This is a genomic window from Methylosinus sp. Sm6 (assembly GCF_019802345.1).
In the GTDB taxonomy this organism is placed as follows: Bacteria; Pseudomonadota; Alphaproteobacteria; order Rhizobiales; family Beijerinckiaceae; genus Methylosinus.
Genome location: NZ_JAINDZ010000009.1, coordinates 53,473 through 75,032 on the forward strand (window position 1 = coordinate 53,473; position 21,560 = coordinate 75,032).

Genomic DNA, 21,560 nt, shown 5'->3' on the forward strand with positions numbered 1-21,560 from the left:
GCGGCGGCGTCTGCATTGCTGCAGATTGTAGACCGGATGAGACGAAAGGAAGGCGAAGGTGAGCCAGGCTGCGACCAATTCCGTGCTGAGCGAGGGCGACCCCGCCCCATCCTTCGATCTTCCGGGCGCCGGCGGCGAGCGCGTGGCGCTCGCCTCATTCGCCGGCAAGAGGCTCGTTCTCTATTTCTATCCGAAGGACGACACCTCCGGCTGCACCAAGGAGGCGATCGAGTTCAACGCCCTGGCGAAGGATTTCGCGAAGGCGGGCGCGGCGGTGGTCGGCGTTTCGCCCGATTCGCCGGCGAAGCACGACAAGTTCCGCGCCAAATACGAGCTGACCTTCCCGCTCGCCAGCGACGAGACGAAGGAGATGCTCTCCGCCTATGGCGTCTGGGTCGAGAAGAGCATGTACGGCCGCAAATATATGGGCGTCGAGCGCTCGACCTTCCTGATCGGCCCGGATGGACGCATCGCGAAAATCTGGCGCAAGGTCAAAGTGCCGGGCCATGCCGCGGCGACGCTGGCGGCGGCGAAGGCGATTTGATCAGGGCTCGAGCGAGCTCCGGCTATTTCGACATGCAGCTCTTGATGTCGCTCCTCGTCTTCATGTCCTCGAAGGTCGCAACGCAGAATTTCTCCAGCGCCGGCCTCAGCTCGGGGTTGGAGGCGTTGGCGCGCAGGCTCATCGCGCCTTCGAGCAGTTCCTTCTGCGCGGCGTGCGCCTGGGCGCGCGGCAGCTCCGGCGAACATTCCTCATAGCGCTTCAGCAGCGCGTCGCATTCAGGAATGCCGGTCGGATCGACGGCGACGGCGGGGGTCGAGAGAAAGAGGACGGAAGCGAAGACGAAGCCCTGTTTCACTGTGCGCTCATGTCCCTGGTACGGCGCCGGACGCGGCGCGCCGGCAGGCAGGCGCGTCATAGAGCCATCGGGCAAAAAAAGAAACGGGCGACGGGCGTCTCTGCCGCCCGTCGCCCTCACTCCGGCGCAGTGTCTCGCGAACGCCCGAGGTTTCGTCCGCGGGGTCAGAGCCCCGCGAGATAGCCGGTCGGATCGACCGGAGTCGCTCCCTTGCGCAGCTCGAAGTGCAGCTGCGGCGTGCCGACATTGCCCGACTGGCCCGATTTGGCGATGGTCTGCCCGCGCTTGACCTGATCGCCGCGCTTCACATCGAGCTCGCCATTGTGGGCGTAGGCCGAGACGAAGCCGTTCGGATGCCGGATCAGCACCAGATTGCCATATCCTTTCAGCTCATTGCCGGCATAGGCGACGACGCCGCCCTCGGCCGCCTTCACCTGCGTGCCCTCCGGCACCGCGATGTTGATCCCGTCATTGCCGCCCGAATTGAAGCCCTGGATGATGCGCCCGCGCGCCGGCCAGCGGAATTCCGGATGAGCGTCGGCGGCCGCGGCCACAGCCGCGGCGGCTGTCGCCGGCGCCGGCTTCTCCTCCGCCTGCTGCTGAGCGGGCGGCAGCGACGCGACCGGCGTGCGGTCGATCCGCTGCGCCGGCTGAGCCGGCTGCGGCGCGGCGGCGATTTTCTTCTCGGCCTTTTCCACCGCGGCCTGCCGCTTGGGCTCGGGCGCAGGAGCCGGCGGCTCCTTCTTCGCGACCTGCTCTCGCGCTTTCGGCTCCGCCTTGGGCGCCGACTTGAGCTCCAGCTTGCGCGGCTCCGCCTTGGCGACGTCCTTGGGCGCGACAGGGCGCTCCTTGCGCGCGGACTCGGCGGCGGCGACCTTGCGGTCGGCCTCGACCTTGCGCGCCGGTTCGGGGGCGGCCTTGCGCGCCGGTTCAGCGTGAGCGGCCGCAACCACCTTGGCGGGCGCGACGGCCTCGGCGCGGATCTGCGGCTTCGGCTTCTCGGCTTTCGCTTCGGCCGGCTGCGGCTTCGGCTTTTCGGCCTTCGCCTCGACGACGGGCTGCGCCTTCGGCTTCTCGACCTTCGCCTCGACGGGATGAGTCTTCGGCTTTTCGATCTTGGCCTCGGCGACGACGGCCTTCGGCTTTTCCGGCTTCGGCTCCACGACCGGCGCGCGCTTCTCCGCATGCGCCACCGCGACGATGGCGCGGCTGCGCTCGGGCGTCGGCTCGGCGGCGTGGCCGCCCCTGCCGAGACGATCGCGCATGTCGGCGACACGGGCCGGCTCGACGGCGGCCGGCGCGGCGCCGGCGCGATAGACAGGGATCACCAGGCGCGAGCCGGGATGAATCTCGGTCGGCCGTGAATAGCCGTTGACGCGCAGCAGCGCATCGAGCGGGACGCCATAGCGCGTCGCCACCACGCCCGCGGTCTCGCCGTCCGAGACGACAATCGGCGTGCCGCCTTCGGCGTTCCAATGATTGTAGCTGCCGGCGAGACGCGCGGCGGGCGCCGGGGCGGCCGGCGCAGGCGGCGGCGCATAGCGCTCGGCTTGCGCCATCGGCTGCTGCTGCTGCTGCGGCGGCAGCGGGCGCGAATGGATCACGCTGCGCGGCGGCGCGGCCTCGGCATAGGTGCGTGGGGGAATGGTCCCGGTCGGGGCGCGATCGACTCGCGGCGCTCGATCCTCGAACGGATCGGCCATCGGATCGGAAAATCGCGTCGCATCGGAGCAACCGGCGAGCAATCCGGCCGCGCCGGCTGCGAACATGAGCCGCCACGCGACTCGCGACAAGAAAACACGACGCTCAATTGCCATGACGCGACCCACACTCGAACGCGACTTCAGTGGGGTTCATCTAGCCATGCGGCGGTTAAGGGAGCGTTTAAGATGAATGCGCGTTCACGACGACCGACGCGATTTTAAGTAAATGCGCGAATTGGGGCGGGTCACATCGCCCGCGCCGCCCCTTCCAGCACGGCGCCCAGCCGGCAGGGGCCGAGATCGGCTTCGCTCCACAGCGCGCCGCCGTCGCGGCGCAGGCGACGCAGTCGCTCCTGCGGCCGCGCCTCCGCCGACCTCGCCGGCTCGATGCGTCCGAACTGAGCGACGCCGCCGGGCGCGAGCGCGTCGAGCAGCCATTTGGGCGGACCCGCCCGAAACGACATATGCAGCACGATGCGGTCGAAGACGCCGACGGTCCGCCCCGGCGCGAGACCATCGCCGCAGATCGCCTCCACATTGCCGGCGCCGAGCTCGGCGAGCCGCAGCCGCGCCTCGCTCGCCAGCGTCGCAAAGCGCTCGATCGTCACGACCTCGCGGGCGAGACGCGCCAGCACCGCCGCGCCATAGCCCGAGCCCGTGCCGATCTCCAGCACCCGATGATGCGGCTCGACCGCCAGCGCCTCGAGCCGCCGCGCGAGATCGGCGGGCGCGGGCAAGGTCTGACCGCAGGCGATCGGCAGAGCGATGTTGCGCGCGGCGAGGTCGCGGAGGCGGTAGGGAGCAAAAAGCGCGCGCGGCGTCGTCTCGAAGGCGCGCATGACCGCAAGATCGCGCACGCCGACGCGCCGCAATTGCAGCAGCAGAGCGGCGCGCTCCTCGATCGTGCGTCCGTCCGCGCCCTCTTCCATCGGCGTCCTATTCGAAGGCGGCGGAAAGCCGCGTCAGGGTCGGATGGTCGGTGAAGTCGAGGCGCAGGGGCGTCACGGAAATCCGGTTCTGCTCCACCGCCTCGAGATCGGTGCCCGGTCCCGGCGTGAAATTGCCGCGCTGGAACGATATCCAATAATAGGGAATGCCGCGACCGTCCTTGCGATCCTCGATGCGCATCAGATCATTGCTGCGCTGGCCCTGCATGGTGACGGAGACGCCCCGCACCTCCTCGGGCCGGCAATTGGGGAAATTGACGTTCATCAGCACGCCCTTCGGAATGCCCGCCTCGACCAGCCTGCCGATCACCGCGGCGGCGTGCGCCTCGGCGCAGGCCCAATGAATATGCTGCCGGCCGGAGAAAAAATCATAGACCTGCGACAGGGCGATCGAGGGAACGCCGAGCAGCGTCCCCTCGATGGCGCCGGCGATGGTGCCGGAATAGCTCACATCCTCGGCGAGATTCTGTCCGGAGTTCACGCCTGACAGAATGAGATCCGGCGGCTTGTCGGCGAGCAGCTTGCGCACAGCCATGATGACGCAATCGGTCGGCGTGCCTTTGACAGCGAAATGGCGCGAGGAGATTTCGCGCAGGCGCAGCGGATCATTGATCGATAGCGAATGCGCGACGCCCGACTGCTCGCTCTCCGGCGCGACGACGAAAACGTCGTCGGTGAGCGTGCGCGCGACCCGCTCGGCGAGAGCGAGGCCCGCCGCGTGAATGCCGTCGTCATTGGTGATGAGGATGCGCATCGCTCGATTGTCCTCTTCTCCCGCTTGCGGGAGAAGGTGGCCCCGCGAAGCGGGGTCGGATGAGGGTCCCGACGAGTGCGAGCGCCCTATCCGTCCCCTGATCCAATTTTTGCGGAGCCCGAAGGACCCTCATCCGACCCTCGCTGACGCGAGGGCCACCTTCTCCCACGAGTGGGAGAAGGAGACGCCCGACTATCCCGCCTTCGTGATTCGTTCCAACCCGCCCATATAGGGGCGCAGAACCTTCGGCACGGTGACCGAGCCATCGGCCTCCTGATAATTTTCGAGCACGGCGACGAGCGCGCGGCCGACCGCAACTCCCGAGCCGTTGAGCGTATGGACGAAGCGCGTCGCCTTGCCCTCGGCCGGCCGATAGCGCGCGTTCATGCGCCGCGCCTGAAAGTCGCCGCACAGCGAGCAGGAGGAAATCTCGCGATATTTCCCCTGCCCCGGCAGCCATACCTCGAGATCATAGGTTTTTTGCGAAGCAAAACCCATGTCGCCGGTGCAGAGCGTGACTTTTCGGTACGGCAGCTCGAGCAGCTGCAGCACTTTCTCCGCGCAGCCGCTCATGCGCTCGTGCTCCGCGAGCGATTGTTCCGGCGTCGTGATCGAGACGAGCTCGACCTTGTAGAACTGATGCTGCCTTATCATGCCGCGCGTGTCGCGCCCCGCGGCGCCGGCTTCCGCGCGGAAGCAGTAAGTGCCGGCGGTGAAGCGCAACGGCAGCTGCGCTTCGTCGAGGATCGATTCGCGGACAAGATTGGTCAGCGGGACTTCGGCTGTGGGGATGAGCCAGTAGTCGGAGGTCGTCGACGCCGGCTCGTCGCCGTCCGTTCGACCCGCCGACACCGAAAACTGATCATCGCGGAACTTCGGCAATTGCGCCGTGCCGAACATCGCGTCATCGCGCACCAGCAACGGCGGACTCACCTCGGAATAGCCGTGCTGATCCGTGTGCAGATCGAGCATGAATTGCGCGAGCGCGCGCTCGAGGCGCGCCATCGGCCCTTTGTTCACGACGAAGCGCGCGCCGGACAATTTCGCCGCGCTCTCGAAATCCATCAGCTTCAGGCCTTCGCCGATGTCGAAATGCTCCTTCGGCGGAAAGTCGAAATTGCGCAGGACGCCCCAGCGCAGCGCCTCGACATTGTCATGCTCGTCCTTGCCTTCGGGGACCTGGTCGAGCGGCGTGTTGGGGATTTCCGACAGCGCCGTGTCGAGCGCGGCGCTGGCCTCGCGCTCCTTATGCTCGAGCTGCGGAAACTCCTCCTTGAGCGTGGCGACCTCCGCCTTCAGCGCCTCGGCGCGGGCGGCGTCCTTCTCGCGCATGGCGAGGCCGATTTCTTTCGACGCGGCATTGCGCCGCTCCTGCGCCGCCTGCAACGCCGCGATCGCCGCGCGTCGCGAATCGTCGAGCGCGAGGAGGCTGTCCGAAAGCGGCGGGAGGCTGCGACGGCGGCGGCCTTCGTCGAAAGCGGCGGCGTTGTCGCGAATCCATTTGATGTCGTACATGACTCTTTCCGCCGCTCGGGGACCCTCATCCGACCCGGCTTCGCCGGCCCACCTTCTCCCGCGCGCGGGAGAAGGGAGCGGCCGACGTTTCGCGAAAACTCGGTGCGCGAATCCTTCTCCCACTCGTGGGAGAAGGTGGCCCCGCGAAGCGGGGTCGGATGTGGGTCCTTCTCCCGCATGCGGGAAAGAGGGTCAACCCGTCGCTTCGGTCTGCTCCGCCGCGGCGCGCTTCTTCTCGATCAAGCGCACAGAAATGATCGACGCCTCATAGAGCAGCAGCCCCGGCACGGCGAGGGCGAGCTGGCTGAACACGTCGGGCGGCGTCAGAATCGCCGCCACGATGAACACCAGCACGATCGCATAGCGGCGCTTCTCGGCGAGGAATTGCGAGGAGACGATGCCGATCTGCCCGAGCAGCGTCAGCGCCACCGGCAGCTGGAACACGACGCCGAAAGCGAGCACCAGCGTCATGATCAGCGAGAGATATTCGGAGACGCGGGGCAAGAGCTCGATCTGCGCCTTGCCGGGCTCGTTGGCCTGCTGCATCGAGATGAAGAAATGCAGCAGATTGGGCATGACCAGGAAATAGACCACGAGCGCGCCGAGCGCGAAGAAGACCGGCGTCGCGATCAGATAGGGCCGGAAGGCGTTGCGCTCGTGCTTGTAGAGGCCCGGCGCGACGAAGGCGTAGAGCTGGCCGAACACGACGGGACAGGAGATGAAGGCCGCCGTGAACATCGCCACTTTGATCTGGGTGAAGAAATATTCCTGCGGCGCCGTGTAGATGAGCTTCGCCTCCGGCCCCGCCGCGAGCGTGTAGGGCACGACGAGCAGATTATAAATGTCCTTGGCGAAGAAGAAGGCCACGATGAAGGAGGCGAGAAAGCCCATCAGCGCGCGGATGAGGCGCTCGCGCAGCTCCATCAGATGCTCGATCAGCGGCGCCTTGGTCGCCTCGATATCGGCGTCGCTCATTGGGACGGGCCTTCCGCGGGTCTATCCGCCGCCGGCCCATCCGCCGCCTGCGGCGGGGTTGCGGGCGCCGGGGTCGCGGGGGCCTCGATCGCGCCGACGATCTGCTCGCGCGCCTCGGTCAGCGGGTCGAAGGCGATATCGGTCTTGACCGCGGCGAAGGCGGAGTCGACCTCGCTCTTCAAGTCCTTTTGGACGTCGGCGAGCTCGGCCTCGCGCATCGCCTCCATGAACTGGCCCTGAAACTCGGCCGCCATGCGGCGCACGCGGCCGATGAGCTGGCCCACCTGGCGCAGCACGCGCGGCAGGTCCTTCGACGGAATCGCGATGAGCGCGACGATGCCGATGACGATCAGCTTGCCGGCGTCGAAATCGAACATGGCGCTGCGCAGCCTGTCTTCTCGAAGAGCGGCCCGGGATCAGAGCTTGCGGGCTTCGGCGGGCTTGTCGTGCGCGGCCGCGTCATGGGCGAGCGGCTGATGCTCGAGGCTCTTCTGCGGCTCCTCGGCGGGCTTCGACTCGTCCTCGGCGAGGCCCTTCTTGAAGGCCTTTATGCCTTTGGCGACGTCGCCCATCACCTCGGAAATCTTGAACTTGCCGCCGAACAGAATAAAGGCCACGGTGCCGACGACAATCCAGTGCCAGAGCGACAGACCACCCATGGCGACCCTCCGATTTCTCTCGAGACAGGCCGCACCTCCGGCCGAAGTCGGGGCGAACCTAGGACGCCGGACGTATAAATACAAGCCGAATAGAGAGGATGGCGCGGCGCCTTCGGCGTATCGCCGACGCTCGCGCCGAGCCGTGGTCGCCGCTCCGGCGCTCACGGCTCGCGGGAAAGTTCATCCGGCCCGCGGCACGATCGTTCGGACGCGCTCGGCTCCTTCCGGCGTCGCGCGGAGCGGCCGACCGGCGAATCCGAGCGGCGGACCGCCGATTCCGAACGGCGGACCGCCGCCGGGAAGCTCGACGCTCCTGACGGCGGTCCGGTCGACCCTCACAATGAGCGAGGCGACATAGCCGCGCGCCGTCTCGCGCAAGTCGCCTTGAACGGTTTCCCCGGCCTGCAGGGCGATGGCGTCGGTCGCGTTCAGCGTGTCGCGCAGACGGCCGCGCTCATAGGCCGGAACATTCGCGTAGAGATATTCGCTGAGAGCGTCGGGAAGGAAGAGCTGCGAGGTGAGCCGCGTCGTCGAGCCGTCGATCACCTTGAAATGAACATGGGCGGTGCGGCCCGGATACCAGCCGGGATAGACGCTCGAGAAGCGCGCCGCGCCGTCGGCCGCCGCCCTTTGCGTTCCGCGCAGAAAGGTCTCGCCGCGCGCGTCGGTCTTTCCTCCGTCTCCCTGGCCGGAGAACCCGGAATAGCGGCCGAGAGCGTCGCAATGCCAGACGTCGACGCGCGCGCCTTCGAAGGCCGCCCCGGTCTGATCGCGAATCGTGAAGACGATCTCGAGCGGAACGCCCGGCCGCCCCTCCGCGATCTCGGCGCGCGAGAGCGAAAGGTCGAGATAGAACGGCCCCTCGACCGCCGCCGCGGTGAAGGGAGCGTCGGCAGCCGCGGCGGGAACCGGCGGCAGCGCCGCCGCCGCCGCGCCGCCGAGCGCGCCGGCGACCAATCCGCGCCTCGTGGTGAACACTTGCGTCTCCTCGGTTCGAGTTGGCAGGACCGCCAGCATCGGTCCCGCACATTTCCCCATGGCGACGGAACGCCGCTCATTGTTTCCGCTCGCTATCGGGAGCGCAGCCGCCGAAGATCGACGGGCGCGCTGCGCGGCGGCGCAGGACGCGCTATAAGGCGCCGGCGCGGCGATCCGGCCGCGTGTTCGCTCGAGAGCCCGACAGATCGTGACGCGCCCTTCCCTCGATTCCTTCCGCCGCATCGTCGTCAAGGTCGGCTCCTCGCTGCTCGTCGATCCGCGCAAGGCCGAGGCGAAGCGAGACTGGCTCGCAAAGCTCGCCGGCGACCTCGCCGCGCTGCACCGGCGCGGCGCGGATGTGCTGGTCGTCTCCTCCGGGGCGGTGGCGCTCGGGCGCAGCGTGCTCGGCCTGCCGCCGGGGCCGCTGCCGCTCGAGGACAGCCAGGCCGCCGCCGCCGTGGGCCAGATCGCCCTCGCCCGCCTCTGGTCGGAGACGCTCGGCGATCTCGGCGTCGCCGCGGGACAAATCCTCGTCACCTTCGGCGACACGGAGGAGCGCCGCCGCTACCTCTACGCGCGCGAATGTCTCAACCGGCTGCTGGCGCTGCGCGCCATGCCGGTGATCAACGAGAACGACACGGTGGCGACGGCGGAAATCCGCTATGGCGACAATGACCGGCTCGCCGCCCGCGTCGCCACCATGGCCAGCGCCGATCTCCTGGTGCTGCTCTCGGATATCGACGGGCTCTACACCGCCCCGCCGGCGAGCGATCCGTCGGCGAAGCGGATCGAGGTCGTGCAGCGGGTGACGGCGGAGGTCGAGGCGATGGCCGGCGGCGCCGCCTCGCTCTATTCGCGCGGCGGCATGCGCACCAAGATCGAGGCGGCCAAGATCGCGAACACCGGCGGCGCCCATATGGTGATCGCCGACGGACGCGTCGACGCGCCGCTCTCGCGCATCGCCGCGGGCGGGCCCTGCACCTGGTTCCTCACCTCCTCCACTCCGGTCACGGCGCGCAAGAAATGGATCGCCGGCTCGCTCGAGCCCAAGGGCGTCGCGCATGTGGACCAAGGCGCCGAGCGCGCGCTGTTTTCCGGCAAGAGCTTGCTGCCGGCGGGGATCACGGCGATCGAGGGCGGCTTCGCCCGCGGCGATTGCGTCGTCATTCGCAACGCCGCCGGCGGCGAGATCGGCCGCGGGCTCGTCACCTATGACGCGACCGACGCGCTCCGCATCATCGGGCGGTCCTCGCGCGAGATCGAGGGCGTCCTCGGCTTCAAGGGACCGGACGAGATCATTCATCGCGACGATATGGCGCTCAACGGCGATTGACTCCGGCTTGACCGGGCCGAGGATCAGCCGGTATCGAGGATCAGCGCGGCGCTATGGCGACGATGCGCGCCGGGCCGCCGGCGCCGTTCGTGATCTTCATCGTCGGCGGCAGCTCAATCGAGATGGGCCAGATCGAGCTCCCCGACGAGAGTCGCGCCATGCTCGAAGGCCCGGCTCAATCGGGTCGAGGCCCGAGACCTTCGAGTCGCCGCACGAGCCGTCAGGGCTCGAGGCTGCGCCAGCGGAACAGCAGTCCGGCCGTCAACCCGCCGAGCAGGGGCGCGGCGAAAAACAGCCACAGCTGCCTTGCCCCCGACGAACACCGCCAGGCCGAGCGAGCGCGCCGGATTGACGGAGGCGCCGGTCACGCGAATGAGCGCGATATGAATGACGACGAGAGCGAAACCTATGGCGATTCCCGCCTGGGCGGAGCCGCCATTGGCCGAGGTCGCGCCGAGGATGACGACGAGAAACAAGAATGTGCCGACGAGTTCCGCCAGAAACGCCGAGGCCGTCGAAATATTGCTCCAGCCGTTCTGACCGAGGCCCGCGACGGCGACGTCATATCCGCCTTCGCGCCCATTCAATATGGCGTAGAGAATAGCCGCGCCGGCGATCGCGCCGATGCATTGCGCGATGATATAGCCGATCGCGGACGAGGGCCGTGAAGCCGGGCACGTTTCTGGGGGTGTAGCGTGGCAGGGTCGTCCCGTTGCCGAACTCGCCCCACCCGTACGCGATTTGGCGTGAGGCGGTCTGTCCGCGTGCCGTCGCCGAGCTGGCCATAGAAATTCGAGCCCCAGCACTTGCCATCGCCGGCGCTGGTCACCGCGCAGCTATGGCTGGAGCCTGTCCCGATAGCGACGACGCCGTTCGAAAGAGTCGACACATCGACAGCGGTGCGGCGGATCGTCTGCGCGCTGCCGTCGCCGAGCTGGCCATCATAATTGAACCCCCAGCACTTGACGGCTGGTCGAAGTCGAGGCGCAGATATGATATAAGCCGGTGGCCAACGTTCCCAGCCCCATTCCGACGGACGACAGCGTCGCCGAGCCGAGGGGAGCGGAGCCGTCGGCAAAGCTCACCGAGCCTGTCGGCGCGCCGCGGCCGAGGCCGTCGACTTCCGCAATGAGCTTCACCGTCTCGCCCACCTTCGACGGATCGGGCGCGGCGAGCAGCCGCGTGCGCGACGGGTCCCGCGCCGAGGCCGGCGCCGCGAGGGCGAGAGACAGGGCCGCGACGGCGAAAAATCTGAAAGCGCTCATGAGCAAAGCCTCCAAAAGGCGAGCGCAGACTAAACAGTCTGCGCGCGAACACAAGATTTGCCCTTTCCAATCGCGTGCGACCGTTCGGCTCATCCTGCCCGCTCGAGCGGCCCGTCGTTCGAGCGGCTTGGGATTTCCGCCCGGAAGCGGCTAAAGGAGACCGGCGCGGATTCGCCTCGGACCCCAAATGTTCGCACAAGACAAGCTCGACCTCATCCTACGCCGTCACGACGAGATCGGCGCCCGGCTCGCCGCCGGGCCCGATGCGACGAGCTTCGTCGCGCTCTCGCGCGAGCTCGCCGCGCTCGACGACGTCGTCGCCAAGATCAAGACCTATCGCGCGACCGGCGCGGAAATCGCCGGCCTCGGCGAGATGCTGGCCGATCCCGCGCTCGATCCCGATATGCGCGAATTCGTCGAGGGGGAGCTGAACGCCGCCGAGAGCGCGCTCGAGAGCGCCGCGCATGACTTGAAGCTCGCTCTGCTGCCCAAGGACGCCGCCGACGAAAAGGGCGTCATTCTCGAGGTGCGCGCCGGCACCGGCGGCGACGAGGCGGCGCTGTTTGCCGGCGATCTCTTCCGCGCCTATCAGAAATACGCCGGCGTCAAAGGCTGGGGCGTCGAGATTCTCTCGGCGAGCGAAGGCGCGCTCGGCGGTTATAAGGAGATCGTCGCCGAGATTTCCGGGCGCGGCGTCTATGCGCGGCTGAAATTCGAATCCGGCGTGCATCGCGTGCAGCGCGTGCCGGCGACCGAGACGCAGGGCCGTATCCACACCTCCGCCGCGACAGTCGCGGTGCTGCCGCAGGCGGAGGAGGTGGACGTCGCCATCGACGACAAGGATCTGCAGATCGAGACCATGCGCAGCGGCGGCGCCGGCGGCCAGCATGTGAACAAGACCGAATCGGCGATCCGCATCACGCATGTCCCCTCCGGCATCGTGGTGATGATGCAGGAGGAGCGCTCGCAGCATCGCAACAGGGCGAAGGCGATGGAGGTCTTGCGCTCGCGCCTCTATGACGCCGAGCGCATACGCCTCGACAGCGCGCGCGCCGCCGACCGCAAGGCGCAGGTCGGCTCGGGCGATCGCTCGGAGCGCATCCGCACCTATAATTTTCCGCAAGGCCGCGTCACCGACCACCGCATCAATCTGACGCTCTACAAGCTCGATCGCGTGATGGAGGGCGAGATGGACGAGATCGTCGACGCGCTGACGACGGACCATCAGGCGAAGCTCCTCGCGCAGAGCGAGGAATGAAGAGGCGCCTTCGAAGGCTCGCGTCCGTCGATGCGGGATGTGCGTGAACGCACAGCGCGCAAGTCGCGCGCTTCATAAGTTCGGCCTGCTCGACCAAAGCGACGAGCGACGCCGACACGAAGGAGCGCGACCCATGAACAAGACCATTCTGACCGCCGGCCTGCTGGCCATCGCCCTCGCGGGCTCCACGCTCTCCGCCGACGCCCGCCCGTGGCGCCATCATCATCATCACGGCCCCGGCGCGGGCGTCGTGGCCGCCGGCGCGCTGGGCGCCCTCGCTCTCGGCGCGGCCATCGAGGACTCAGATTGCTACATCGCCCATCGCCCGGTCACCGACCATTGGGGCAATGTGCTCTATCTGCGCGACGTGACGGTCTGCGACTGAGCGCGCGCATGATGCTGTCGTCGAAGGGCCGGCGCCCCCGCCGGCCCTTTCGCGCATCGAAGGCAGAGCCTCAGGCAATCGGGTGAAGGATAAAATCCCCACCCCTCGTCCTGAGCCGCTGCAGGCGGCGTCTCGAAGGACTGCCGCGCGGGGCGCAATCAGGGACATCTTCCGCCGCAAAGGCGCCTACGCCCACTTCAAGAACCTGCTGGCGCGCCGAGGCGCGCTCGACGCATGGCATGAATTCGAGGCCAAAGCGCAGAAGCAGGCGCAGAAGCAATGGTGCGACGACAATGCGATCGAGCTGATCGAGGACTAATCGGCAGAGCGGCGCTCTCTGAAGATCAGTGCCGGAAGTGCCGGACGCCGGTCAGCACCATGGCGAGCCCGGCCTCGTCCGCGGCGGCGATCACATCCTTGTCGTTGACCGAGCCGCCCGGCTGGATGACCGCCGTCGCCCCGGCCGAGGCCGCCGCCAGCAGACCGTCCGGGAACGGAAAGAAGGCGTCGGACGCCACCACCGAGCCAATGGCAAAACTCTCCGTCACGCCCGCTTCCCGCGCGGCGTCCTCCGCCTTCACGGCGGCGACGCGAGAGGAATCGACGCGCGACATCTGCCCGGCGCCGACGCCGACCGTCGCCAGATCGCGCGCATAGACGATGGCGTTGGACTTCACATGCTTGGCGACGCGGAAGGCGAATTTCAGATCGGCCAGCTCGCGCTCGCTCGGCGCGCGCTTCGTCGCGACGGTCAGCGCCAGATCGTCGACGACGGCGTTGTCGCGCGACTGCGCCAGAAAGCCGCCGGCGACGCTGCGGAACGTCACGCCGCGCGAGCGCGGATCGGGAAGGCCGCCGGCGAGCAGCAGGCGCAAATTCTTCTTCGCCGCGACGATGGCGATCGCCTCCTCGTCGGCGTCCGGCGCGATGATGACCTCGGTGAAGATCTTGACGATCTCGCGCGCGGCTTCGACGTCGAGCCGACGGTTGAAAGCGACGATGCCGCCGAAGGCGGACACCGGATCGCAGCGCAGCGCCTTCGCATAAGCCTCGGCGAGCGTCGCGCCCTCGGCGACGCCGCAAGGATTGGAATGCTTGATGATGGCGACCGCCGCCGTGCGCGCCGGATCGAATTCGGCGACCAGCTCATAGGCTGCGTCGGTGTCGTTGACATTATTATAGGAGAGCTGCTTGCCCTGCGCCTGCCGCGCCGTCGCCACGCCGAAGCGCGCGTCTCCGGAGAGATAGAAGCCCGCCGACTGATGCGGATTCTCGCCATAGCGCATCGGCTCGGCGAGCTTGCCGCCGAAGGCGCGCCAGGGCGGCGTCGCCTCGCCCAGAGAGGCCGCGAGCCAATTGGAGATCGCCGCATCATAAGCGGCGGTGCGGGCGAAAGCCTTTTGCGCGAGGCGCCGGCGCGTCGCCAGAGTCGCGGCGCCATTGTTGGCCTCGAGCTCGGCGAGCAGCGGAGCGTAATCCTCGGGGTCGACGATCACCGCGACGTCGTCATGGTTCTTGGCGGCGGCGCGGATCATCGCCGGCCCGCCGATGTCGATATTCTCGACGCAATGCTCGAAAGAGCCGCCCGCGCGCAGCGTCTCCTCGAAGGGATAGAGATTGACGACGAGCAGATCGATCGGGCGAATGTCATGCGCCAGCATCGCCGCCTCGTGCTCGGGATTCTCGCGGATCGCCAGGAGTCCGCCATGCACCTTGGGATGCAGCGTCTTCAAGCGTCCGTCCATCATCTCCGGAAAGCCGGTGACGTCGGCGATGTCGCTGACGGAAAGGCCCGCATCGGCGAGCGCCTTGCGCGTGCCGCCGGTGGAGACGAGCGCGACGCCGCGCGCGGCGAGCGCTCTCGCGAGATCGACGAGGCCGGTTTTGTCGGAGACGGACAGAAGAGCTCTGGCGATGGGGCGCAGATCGACCGGCATTCGGGTCCTTTCGAGGCGAGCGTTCGAGCGATCAGAATCCATTCGCGACGCTGCGGCTTTTCTGAAAAAAGCTCCAGCGTCGCGGATGAGAGGTCGGCCCGGCGATTATCATATATCCCGAGGAGCGGAAACCAACTCCTCGCCGCGCTCGTCGACGCGGGTGAAGGACCAGCGCAGGCGCGAATCCTCGCGTCCGCTCCCCTCGACGACGAGCTGCGCGCATTTGCGCGCGCCGCCGGCTCCGGCGAAGAACACGCTGTCCTCGATCGCGACGCGCGCGTCGGCCTCGAAGGCGACATGGACGGAACCGCAGGAGATGAGCGCGCCCCGCCCCTCCGCGAGCGGCGCGACCCGCGCCTTGGGATGCAGATGAAAGCGCAGCACGAAGGCGCGCGCCGCCGCGCCGGCGCGCGCCGCGACGATCCTGTCCTCGCCGAACAGCTGCGCGCCGTCATGAGTGAGCGAGACCACGCGCTCATGCGTCAGGCCGAACTCGGCCGCATAGCCATCATGCGCGAGCTCCAGCACGCGGCTGGAGCCGGTCGCTCGCCGCGCCGCCCGCACCTCGCGCGGCCCGGCGACGATGCGCTCCTCGCCGCCGCGCTCGCGAATGCGACAGCAGGAGCGATCCTCGACGATCAGCGTCGAATGAGCGGCGGTGACGCGGGCGGCGCGGCGTGAAGCGTCGGCGCTCGCCGGCGGCGCGCCGCAGTTCACGACGATGCGCTCGGCGCCGACCGAATACTCGAAAGAAAGGCAGCCGGCATGCGCCGCGCCGGAGAACGCCGGCGGCGGCGGCGGCCCGGCGTCGACGATGACGACCGCCTCGCCCGCCTCCAGGCGCCGATAGCCCGATTGCGGCGCGTCGAGCGGCGGCGGCCGGGAGGAAGCGTCATGGGCGAGAATGGTCGCGAGCCGATCCGGCGGCGCGCAGCCCATGCCGTTGAACAGCGCCAGCGAGCCGTCGCCGTGCTGCATCATCCGCAGAAAGGCGATCATCCTGGAGATGGAGGCCGGCAACCTCTCCGGCGGCCGCCGCCCGCGCGCGGAATAGGCTTGGCGCAGCGGCAGCAGATCGAGCAGCAGCTCGAGCGGCGCTTCGGGGTTGCGGCAGACATGGCCGCCATCCTCGAGAATCTGCCGCGCCAATTCGGCGTCGAGCAGATCGGTCGCTCGGGCCTCGAGCTTGCGGCTGGCGTCGGCGCAGACGCCGAAGGCGGCGAGCGCCGTAGCGCAGAGCAGCCGATCGGAGCTCGGCCGCGGCGCGGCGAGCGCGCGCAAGAGGCGGCGGGCGTCGCCGCCGAGCGCCTCCATGAAGCGGTCGTAAAAATCCTGATCGGCTTCCTCGAGCAGGATCGGCGATTGCGCCAGCCAGGACAGAGTGCGCCGCGCGACGACGGCGGGCTCGAAAGCGGGATCGTCCGGCGCGGGACGACGAATGGCGAGGAAATCCTCGGCGAGGGCGCGGGCGTTGGCGCGCGCCAGCGCCTTGTCGGCGGCGCGCAGATGGCGCAGCCAGGCGAAGCCCGCCAGCGAGCGCCGCCAGGCGGCGGAGGGCGGATCGATCGCGAAAGGCGAGCGCCCCTGCGTCTCGACGATCTTGCCGGCGAAGGAGAAATAGCCGGCGTAGATTTCGTCGGCGACGGTGGGGTCGGCGGTGCGTATGTCCTGCGGCGCGATGTGGAGCCGTCCCGGCGCGCTCAGTCCCAGGGCCTGAACGGCGTAATAAGGCGCCCGGACGACGCGCGCGACGGAAACGGCGCCCTTGCGCGCGAAAAGGCCCGCGAGCCTCAGTCCGGAGCGGATGGCCGTGTCGCTCAGAGCGCCCTCCTCACGCGCCGATCAGCGTCCGGGCGCGCATTCTTCGCAATCGTCGCTCGCACCAAATCGACACGAGCTCGACGCACGCAAATACCATCGGCTCCGCGCGGCGTCAGCCGCGCCGCGCGAAGCGCGCGGCGAAAAAACCGTCGAGGCCGCAAAAGCGCGACTCCGGGTGCGGCCAATGCGAGGGCAGCGTGCGCAGATCGCCCTCCGCGGTGACGAATTCCTGCGGAATCCCTTCTCCCGCGGCGTCGATGGGAATGCGGCGCATGTCCGGCTGGCGGCGCAGGAAGCCGGCGACCTGCGCCTCGCCCTCCTCCGGCTCCAGCGAGCAGGTGCAATAGACCATGCGCCCGCCGGGCCGCAGCAGGGCGGCGGCGCGGTCGAGCATTTTCGATTGCAGCGAGACGAGCGCGTCGAGATCGCCGGGCTTCTTGATCCAGCCGACGTCGGGATGACGGCGGATCGTGCCCGTCGCCGAGCACGGCGCGTCGACCAGGATCGCGTCGAAAGGCCGCGCCTGAAAGCTCGTCGCATCGCCGACGGCGATGTCGGCGTGCAGGCGCGCGCGCTGGAGATTGGCGGCGAGCAGCTTCAGCCGCTCGGCCGAGCGGTCGAGCGCCGTGACCTGCGCCCGCGCCAGCGCGAGCTGCGCCGTCTTGCCGCCGGGCGCGGCGCACATGTCGAGGATTCGCTCGTCCGGCTCGGCGCGCAGCAGCCGCGCCGGCAGAGCGGCCGCCGCATCCTGCACCCACCATTCGCCCTCGTCATAGCCGGGAAGGCCGGCGATGGGCGCCGATGTGCGCAGCCGCACCGAGCCGGTCGGCAGCACGAGCCCGTCGAGCCGCTCCGCCCAGAGCGCGGGCTCTGATTTGACGGTGACGTCGAGCGGAGACTCCAGCATATGGGCGCGAGCGAAGGCGCGCGCCTTTTCTTCGCCATAGGCCTTCGTCCAGCGATGGGCGAGCCAGGAGGGCGTGTCGCAGTCCAGCGGGTCCGTATCGAGGAACTCATCCCGGCGCCGCACGAGATTGCGCAGCACGCCGTTCACCAGCCCGGCGAAAGGCGCGGTCTTCGGCTCGAGCCGAGCCGCGCGCACGGCGAGATCGACGGCGGCGTGGTCGGGCGCGTCGAGAAAGAAGATCTGCGCCGCGGCCGCGATCAGCAGCCATTCGAGCCGCGCGCCCTGCTTGGGCAGGCCCTTCTCCATCAGCGCGGCGAGCGCATGCCGGATCGTGCCGAGCCGGCGAATTGCTGCGCAAGCGATCGAGCGCGCCAGCGCCGCGTCGCGCGCGTCGAGACCCGCGACCCGCTGCGGAACGGCCTGAGGCGAGAAGCGTTCGTCCAACCGCCGGCCGCCCTGCACCACATCGGCGATCACATGGGCGGCCGCGATCCGCGCGGCGAGGCCCGGGACCTGCGCCGCCTCGGCTTCCCGCGCCGCCTCGGCCGGCACGAAAGCCGCGCGCGGCTTGATCTTGGCCTTGGTGGAGCTGGGCTTATCGTCCGTCATGACCAAATCACACCTTCGACGCGGATCGAATCGTCGTTTATATCACACGCGGAGCTGGCGCCGGGCGGGCGCCGCAGCAGGAGCGAAGCAAAGCATGGACAATGAGCAGACGGGCCGACCCGAGACCTCGGGGGAACCGACGCGGCGCCTGACGCCCGAGGCGCGCCGCGCGCTCGCCGAGGCTGAAGAGCGACGCGGCCGGCGTTCCGAGGAAGCCGCCCCCGCCCGCGAGCTCGGCGGGCGCGGCGGACTCGACCCCGCCCGCTACGGCGACTGGGAAACCAGAGGCCTCGCCAGCGATTTTTGAAGATCGCGCCGTTTCGCGGCCATTGCTTCGTCCACGCCGGCGGCGCCGGCCAGATGCGTTCGAGGAGTCTAGATGCTGGAAAGTCTCGTGAGCTGGTGCCTTCGCAGGCCCTGGATTGTGGTCATCGTCACGCTCGCGCTCACCGGGGGCGGCGCCTATCTGACCGCGACGCGCTTCGCCATCGACACCGACACCGCTCATCTGTTCTCGCCACAGGTGCCCTGGCGCGCCAATGAGACGCGCCTCTACAAATCTTTCCCCGAGCTCGAGGACCTCATCGTCGCCGTCATCGACGCGCCGACGCCCGAGCGGGCGGACGAAGCAGCGAACGCGCTGCGCGACAGCCTCGCCGGAAAGCCGCTGATCTCCAAGGTCTGGCGCCCCGACGACAACGCCTTCTTCCGCAAGAACGGCTTCCTGTTCCTCAACCCCGAGGAGATCCGCCGCAGCATCGCCTCGCTCATCGCCCAGCGCGAGATTCTGCAGCCGATCGCCGAAGACCCGTCGCTGCGCGGCCTGACGCGCGCGCTGCTCTCCGGCCTCGAGCAGATCGGAGCCAGCGAGCGCGGCCTCGAGGCCTACGCCAAGGGCCTCGACCAATTCTCCGACGCCTTCGATCGCGTGCTCGCCGGCGAGCCGGCGCAGGTCTCCTGGGAGAAGCTGCTCGCGGGCGGCTCCGAGCCCGCTCAACCCTCCGTCGGGCCGAGCAAGGAGCCGCGGCGCATCCTGCTGATCAAGCCGATCATCGATTTCTCGGCGCTGGAGCCCGGCCGCGACGCGGTGCGGCTCGTGCGCGAGACGGCGAGCCGCCTCGGCCTCGTGAAGGACGCGGGGATTGCCGTCCGCCTCACCGGACAAGTGCCGCTGGCCGACGAGGAGTTCGCGACGGTCGCCGAAAACACGGGGCTGAACGTCTCGGCCACTCTCGCCGTGGTGACGCTCATCCTGTGGGCGGCGCTGCGCTCGAAGCGGCTGATCCTCGCGGTGCTGGCGACGATCATCGCCGGCCTCGCCATGACCTCCGGCCTCGGCATCTTCCTGATCGGGCGCTTCAATCTGATCTCGGTCGCCTTCGCCGTGCTGTTCATCGGCCTCGGCGTCGACTTCGGCATCCAATTCGCCACGCGCTACCGCCAGGAGCGGCACGACCATGACGATCTGCGCGGCGCGCTGCTCGGCGCGACGCGCGGCATCGGCTGGTCGCTGACGCTCGCCGCCGTGGCGCTGCTCGCCGGCTTCTTCTGCTTCCTGCCGACCGAGTTCCGCGGCGTCGCCGAGCTCGGCCTCATCGCCGGCCTCGGCATGATCATCGCCTATGTCGCGACGCTCACCTTCCTGCCGGCGTTGATCCTGCTGCTCAATCCCAAGGGCGAGGCGGAGCCGGTCGGGGTCGCCTCGCTCGCCTCGGTCGATCATTGGATCGCGAAGCATCGCCGCCTCGTGCTGCTCGCGACCGCCTTCGTGGTGCTCGGAGGAGCGCCGTTCCTGCTGCATCTGTCCTTCGACTCCAATCCGATGAATCTGCGCGACCAAACGGTCGAATCGGTGGCGACCTTCCTCGAGCTGTCGAAAAATCCGCAGACCGCGCCCAACAAGATCGAAGCGCTGGCGCCGTCGCTGCCCGCGGCGCGCGAGCTCGCCGAGAAAGTCGCCGCCCTCCCCGAGGTCGACCACGTCACCACCATCGACGCGCTGATTCCCGCCGATCAGGACCAGAAGCTGCCCATGATCGAGAACGCGCGGTTCCAGCTGCGCAAGGTGCTGGAGCCGGCGCGCAAGCCCGCGCCCTCGGAGGAGGAGACCAAGAAGGCGCTGACCCGCGCGGCCAAGATCATCCGCAAGGCGGGCGCCGCGCGCGGCGCGCCGGCGGCGCTCGTCCGCTTCGCCGATTCGCTCGACTCTCTCGTCAAGGCGAGCCCCGAGACGCGCGAGACGGCGCGGGTCGCGGCGCTCTCCGATTTCGAGCGGCTGATGGGCGATCTGCGCCGGGCGCTCGACGTCTCGCGCGTCACGCCGGAGACTCTGCCGGCCGATCTGCGCAACGAGTGGATCTCGCAGACCGGCGAGGTGCGCGTGGAGATCACCGCCAAAGGCGACAGCAACGACCGGGGCGTGATGACGGCCTTCGCCGAATCGGTGCAGACGCTCGCCCCCGACGCCAGCGGCCCGCCGGTGATCGTCGCGGAGGCCGGCAAAACCGTCGTGCGCGCCTTCATTCAGGCCGGCGCGCTCGCCTTCGCCGCGATCTTCGTGATTCTCGCCGTCGCGCTGCGGCGGCCCTTGGACGTGGCGCTGACGCTCGGCCCGCTCCTGCTCGCCGGCGTGATGAGCCTCGAGGCCGCCGATCTCCTCGGAATGTCGCTCAATTTCGCCAATATCATCGCTCTGCCGCTGATGTTCGGCGTCGGCGTCGCCTTTCACATTTATTATGTGATCGCCTGGCGCAGGGGCGTCGCCGACATGCTGGCCTCGAGCCTCACCCGCGCGATCTTCTTCAGCGCCCTCACCACCGGAACCGCCTTCGGCAGCCTGTTTCTGTCGAGCCATCCGGGAACGGCGAGCATGGGCGAGCTGTTGGCGATCTCGCTGTTCTTCACTCTGATCGCCGCCTTCGTGATCGTCCCCGCCTTTCTCGGCCCGCCGCGACAGGAAGCGGCGCCAGCGGGCGAAGCCGACACCGCCGCGCAGGACGCAAATCCTGTCCATCGCTCTTCGGACGTGCTAGGCTCACGGTCATGAAGACGGCGACGATTTTTATTCTGAGCGGCCTTGCGGCCGCGTCGCCGGCGTTCGCCGGCCCGACCGACCCGATCTATGGCGTATGGGTGCGGGACGGCCACAATCAGAAGCTCGAATTCTTCGATTGCGAGGGCCATCTCTGCGCGCGCGGCGTATTCCCGCCGCCGCCGCCCGGCGCGCAGCCGGCGCTGATCCTGCGCTACGCCGCCAGGACCGAGCCCAATCGCTGGAAGGGCGATCTGTTCAATCCCGAGAACGGCAAGACCTATTCCGGCACGATCACCCTGGACAGCCCGACGCGGCTCACACTCACCGGCTGCCTCATCGCCTTTTTGTGCCAGAGCGAGGGCTGGACGAAAATTCCCGTGGAAACGCCTTCGCAGAAGACCCCGACTCCACGCCGACGAGTTAACAATCCGTAACTTGACCATTGGGCCGGTCGCCCACAATTTGCGCCCGGTCTCGGAGGTCGACGACGTCCAGAGCCGCAACAGGCTCGGGTCCGCCGTCATGTGAGCGCATTCACGCGCGAGCGTCGTCACCCGACTTCGATTCTCCCGCGCCGCGGGAACCGCGTCCGCCCGGGCGCGGGGAGGCCAATTTGAACG

23 protein-coding genes are annotated in these 21,560 nt (G+C 68.5%); 8 read left to right on the top strand and 15 right to left on the bottom strand.

The annotated features are described in order from the left end of the window. Nucleotides 1-58: 58 nt before the first annotated feature. Nucleotides 59-544: a peroxiredoxin gene (locus K3F48_RS08180; RefSeq protein WP_222574936.1), complete on the top strand. Its 486-nt coding sequence runs from the start codon at nt 59-61 to the stop codon at nt 542-544. A 22-nt stretch (nt 545-566) separates the two neighbouring features. Here K3F48_RS08180 and K3F48_RS08185 read toward each other — a convergent pair whose 3' ends face one another. The 9 genes from K3F48_RS08185 to K3F48_RS08225 all read right to left on the bottom strand — a co-directional run bounded on the left by K3F48_RS08185 (nt 567) and on the right by K3F48_RS08225 (nt 8,391). Continuing rightward, entirely contained in the window at nt 567-920 is a 354-nt protein-coding gene (locus K3F48_RS08185; protein ID WP_255608663.1) for a hypothetical protein, read from the bottom strand. Nucleotides 921-1,024: 104 nt separating this feature from the next. Further along, nucleotides 1,025-2,629: a LysM peptidoglycan-binding domain-containing M23 family metallopeptidase gene (locus K3F48_RS08190; RefSeq protein WP_222574937.1), complete on the bottom strand. Its 1,605-nt coding sequence runs from the start codon at nt 2,627-2,629 to the stop codon at nt 1,025-1,027. A 179-nt stretch (nt 2,630-2,808) separates the two neighbouring features. Then, a complete protein-coding gene (locus tag K3F48_RS08195; protein ID WP_222574938.1) occupies nt 2,809-3,492 on the bottom strand; it encodes a protein-L-isoaspartate O-methyltransferase in 684 nt (227 codons plus the stop codon). 7 nt (nt 3,493-3,499) lie between these two features. Further along, a complete protein-coding gene (gene surE, locus K3F48_RS08200) occupies nt 3,500-4,264 on the bottom strand; it encodes a 5'/3'-nucleotidase SurE (RefSeq protein ID WP_222574939.1) in 765 nt (254 codons plus the stop codon). Between the two features lie 192 nt (nt 4,265-4,456). Continuing rightward, nucleotides 4,457-5,779: a serine--tRNA ligase gene (gene serS / locus K3F48_RS08205; protein ID WP_222574940.1), complete on the bottom strand. Its 1,323-nt coding sequence runs from the start codon at nt 5,777-5,779 to the stop codon at nt 4,457-4,459. A gap of 192 nt (nt 5,780-5,971) precedes the next feature. Further along, the gene (gene tatC, locus K3F48_RS08210; RefSeq protein WP_222574941.1) at nt 5,972-6,754 is read right to left on the bottom strand and encodes a twin-arginine translocase subunit TatC; all 783 of its coding nucleotides are present in this window, start codon (nt 6,752-6,754) and stop codon (nt 5,972-5,974) included. After that, the gene (locus K3F48_RS24255; RefSeq protein WP_255608667.1) at nt 6,751-7,131 is read right to left on the bottom strand and encodes a twin-arginine translocase subunit TatB; all 381 of its coding nucleotides are present in this window, start codon (nt 7,129-7,131) and stop codon (nt 6,751-6,753) included. Before K3F48_RS24255 ends, tatC begins: the two co-directional genes overlap by 4 nt. Before the next feature lie 39 nt (nt 7,132-7,170). Continuing rightward, the gene (locus K3F48_RS08220) at nt 7,171-7,413 is read right to left on the bottom strand and encodes a twin-arginine translocase TatA/TatE family subunit (protein ID WP_222574942.1); all 243 of its coding nucleotides are present in this window, start codon (nt 7,411-7,413) and stop codon (nt 7,171-7,173) included. 180 nt (nt 7,414-7,593) lie between these two features. Next, nucleotides 7,594-8,391, bottom strand: coding sequence for a hypothetical protein (locus tag K3F48_RS08225; protein ID WP_370631378.1), 798 nt, complete (start codon nt 8,389-8,391; stop codon nt 7,594-7,596). Between the two features lie 208 nt (nt 8,392-8,599). Between K3F48_RS08225 and proB the strand changes: the two genes are divergently transcribed. Then, nucleotides 8,600-9,724, top strand: a complete 1,125-nt coding sequence (gene proB / locus K3F48_RS08230) for a glutamate 5-kinase (RefSeq protein WP_222574944.1) — start codon at nt 8,600-8,602, stop codon at nt 9,722-9,724. Between the two features lie 113 nt (nt 9,725-9,837). On the opposite strand, the gene K3F48_RS24260 is transcribed toward proB, so the two are convergent. From K3F48_RS24260 to K3F48_RS08245, 3 genes are read right to left on the bottom strand one after another with little or no spacing between them, the layout of a single operon-like run. Then, the gene (locus tag K3F48_RS24260; RefSeq protein WP_370631382.1) at nt 9,838-10,374 is read right to left on the bottom strand and encodes an aquaporin; all 537 of its coding nucleotides are present in this window, start codon (nt 10,372-10,374) and stop codon (nt 9,838-9,840) included. Further along, on the bottom strand, nt 10,308-10,721 hold the full coding sequence (locus tag K3F48_RS24835) for a hypothetical protein (RefSeq protein ID WP_370631383.1): 414 nt from the start codon (nt 10,719-10,721) through the stop codon (nt 10,308-10,310). The genes K3F48_RS24260 and K3F48_RS24835 overlap by 67 nt, the downstream gene beginning before the upstream one ends. Beyond that, a complete protein-coding gene (locus K3F48_RS08245) occupies nt 10,666-10,989 on the bottom strand; it encodes an Ig-like domain-containing protein (protein ID WP_222574946.1) in 324 nt (107 codons plus the stop codon). The genes K3F48_RS24835 and K3F48_RS08245 overlap by 56 nt, the downstream gene beginning before the upstream one ends. Before the next feature lie 187 nt (nt 10,990-11,176). Between K3F48_RS08245 and prfA the strand changes: the two genes are divergently transcribed. From prfA to K3F48_RS08260, 3 genes are all read left to right on the top strand, one after another. Continuing rightward, on the top strand, nt 11,177-12,247 hold the full coding sequence (gene prfA, locus K3F48_RS08250) for a peptide chain release factor 1 (RefSeq protein ID WP_222574947.1): 1,071 nt from the start codon (nt 11,177-11,179) through the stop codon (nt 12,245-12,247). Between the two features lie 133 nt (nt 12,248-12,380). Next, the gene (locus K3F48_RS08255; protein ID WP_222574948.1) at nt 12,381-12,632 is read left to right on the top strand and encodes a hypothetical protein; all 252 of its coding nucleotides are present in this window, start codon (nt 12,381-12,383) and stop codon (nt 12,630-12,632) included. Nucleotides 12,633-12,714: 82 nt separating this feature from the next. Further along, nucleotides 12,715-12,951, top strand: a complete 237-nt coding sequence (locus tag K3F48_RS08260) for a hypothetical protein (RefSeq protein WP_222574949.1) — start codon at nt 12,715-12,717, stop codon at nt 12,949-12,951. A 25-nt stretch (nt 12,952-12,976) separates the two neighbouring features. Here K3F48_RS08260 and purH read toward each other — a convergent pair whose 3' ends face one another. From purH to K3F48_RS08275, 3 genes are all read right to left on the bottom strand, one after another. After that, the gene (gene purH / locus K3F48_RS08265; RefSeq protein WP_222574950.1) at nt 12,977-14,569 is read right to left on the bottom strand and encodes a bifunctional phosphoribosylaminoimidazolecarboxamide formyltransferase/IMP cyclohydrolase; all 1,593 of its coding nucleotides are present in this window, start codon (nt 14,567-14,569) and stop codon (nt 12,977-12,979) included. 108 nt (nt 14,570-14,677) lie between these two features. Then, nucleotides 14,678-15,883 (bottom strand): heparinase II/III family protein, encoded by a 1,206-nt coding sequence (locus K3F48_RS08270; protein WP_255608671.1) that lies wholly within the window; start codon nt 15,881-15,883, stop codon nt 14,678-14,680. Between the two features lie 619 nt (nt 15,884-16,502). Beyond that, a complete protein-coding gene (locus tag K3F48_RS08275; protein ID WP_222574951.1) occupies nt 16,503-17,906 on the bottom strand; it encodes an RsmB/NOP family class I SAM-dependent RNA methyltransferase in 1,404 nt (467 codons plus the stop codon). Between the two features lie 94 nt (nt 17,907-18,000). On the opposite strand from K3F48_RS08275, the gene K3F48_RS08280 reads away from it, so the two are divergent. The 3 genes from K3F48_RS08280 (at nt 18,001) to K3F48_RS08290 (ending at nt 21,374) form a co-directional block, all read left to right on the top strand. Continuing rightward, nucleotides 18,001-18,213, top strand: a complete 213-nt coding sequence (locus tag K3F48_RS08280; protein ID WP_222574952.1) for a DUF1674 domain-containing protein — start codon at nt 18,001-18,003, stop codon at nt 18,211-18,213. A 72-nt stretch (nt 18,214-18,285) separates the two neighbouring features. Continuing rightward, a complete protein-coding gene (locus K3F48_RS08285; protein WP_222574953.1) occupies nt 18,286-20,952 on the top strand; it encodes an MMPL family transporter in 2,667 nt (888 codons plus the stop codon). Continuing rightward, entirely contained in the window at nt 20,949-21,374 is a 426-nt protein-coding gene (locus K3F48_RS08290; RefSeq protein WP_222574954.1) for a DUF2147 domain-containing protein, read from the top strand. Before K3F48_RS08285 ends, K3F48_RS08290 begins: the two co-directional genes overlap by 4 nt. Nucleotides 21,375-21,560: the final 186 nt, after the last annotated feature.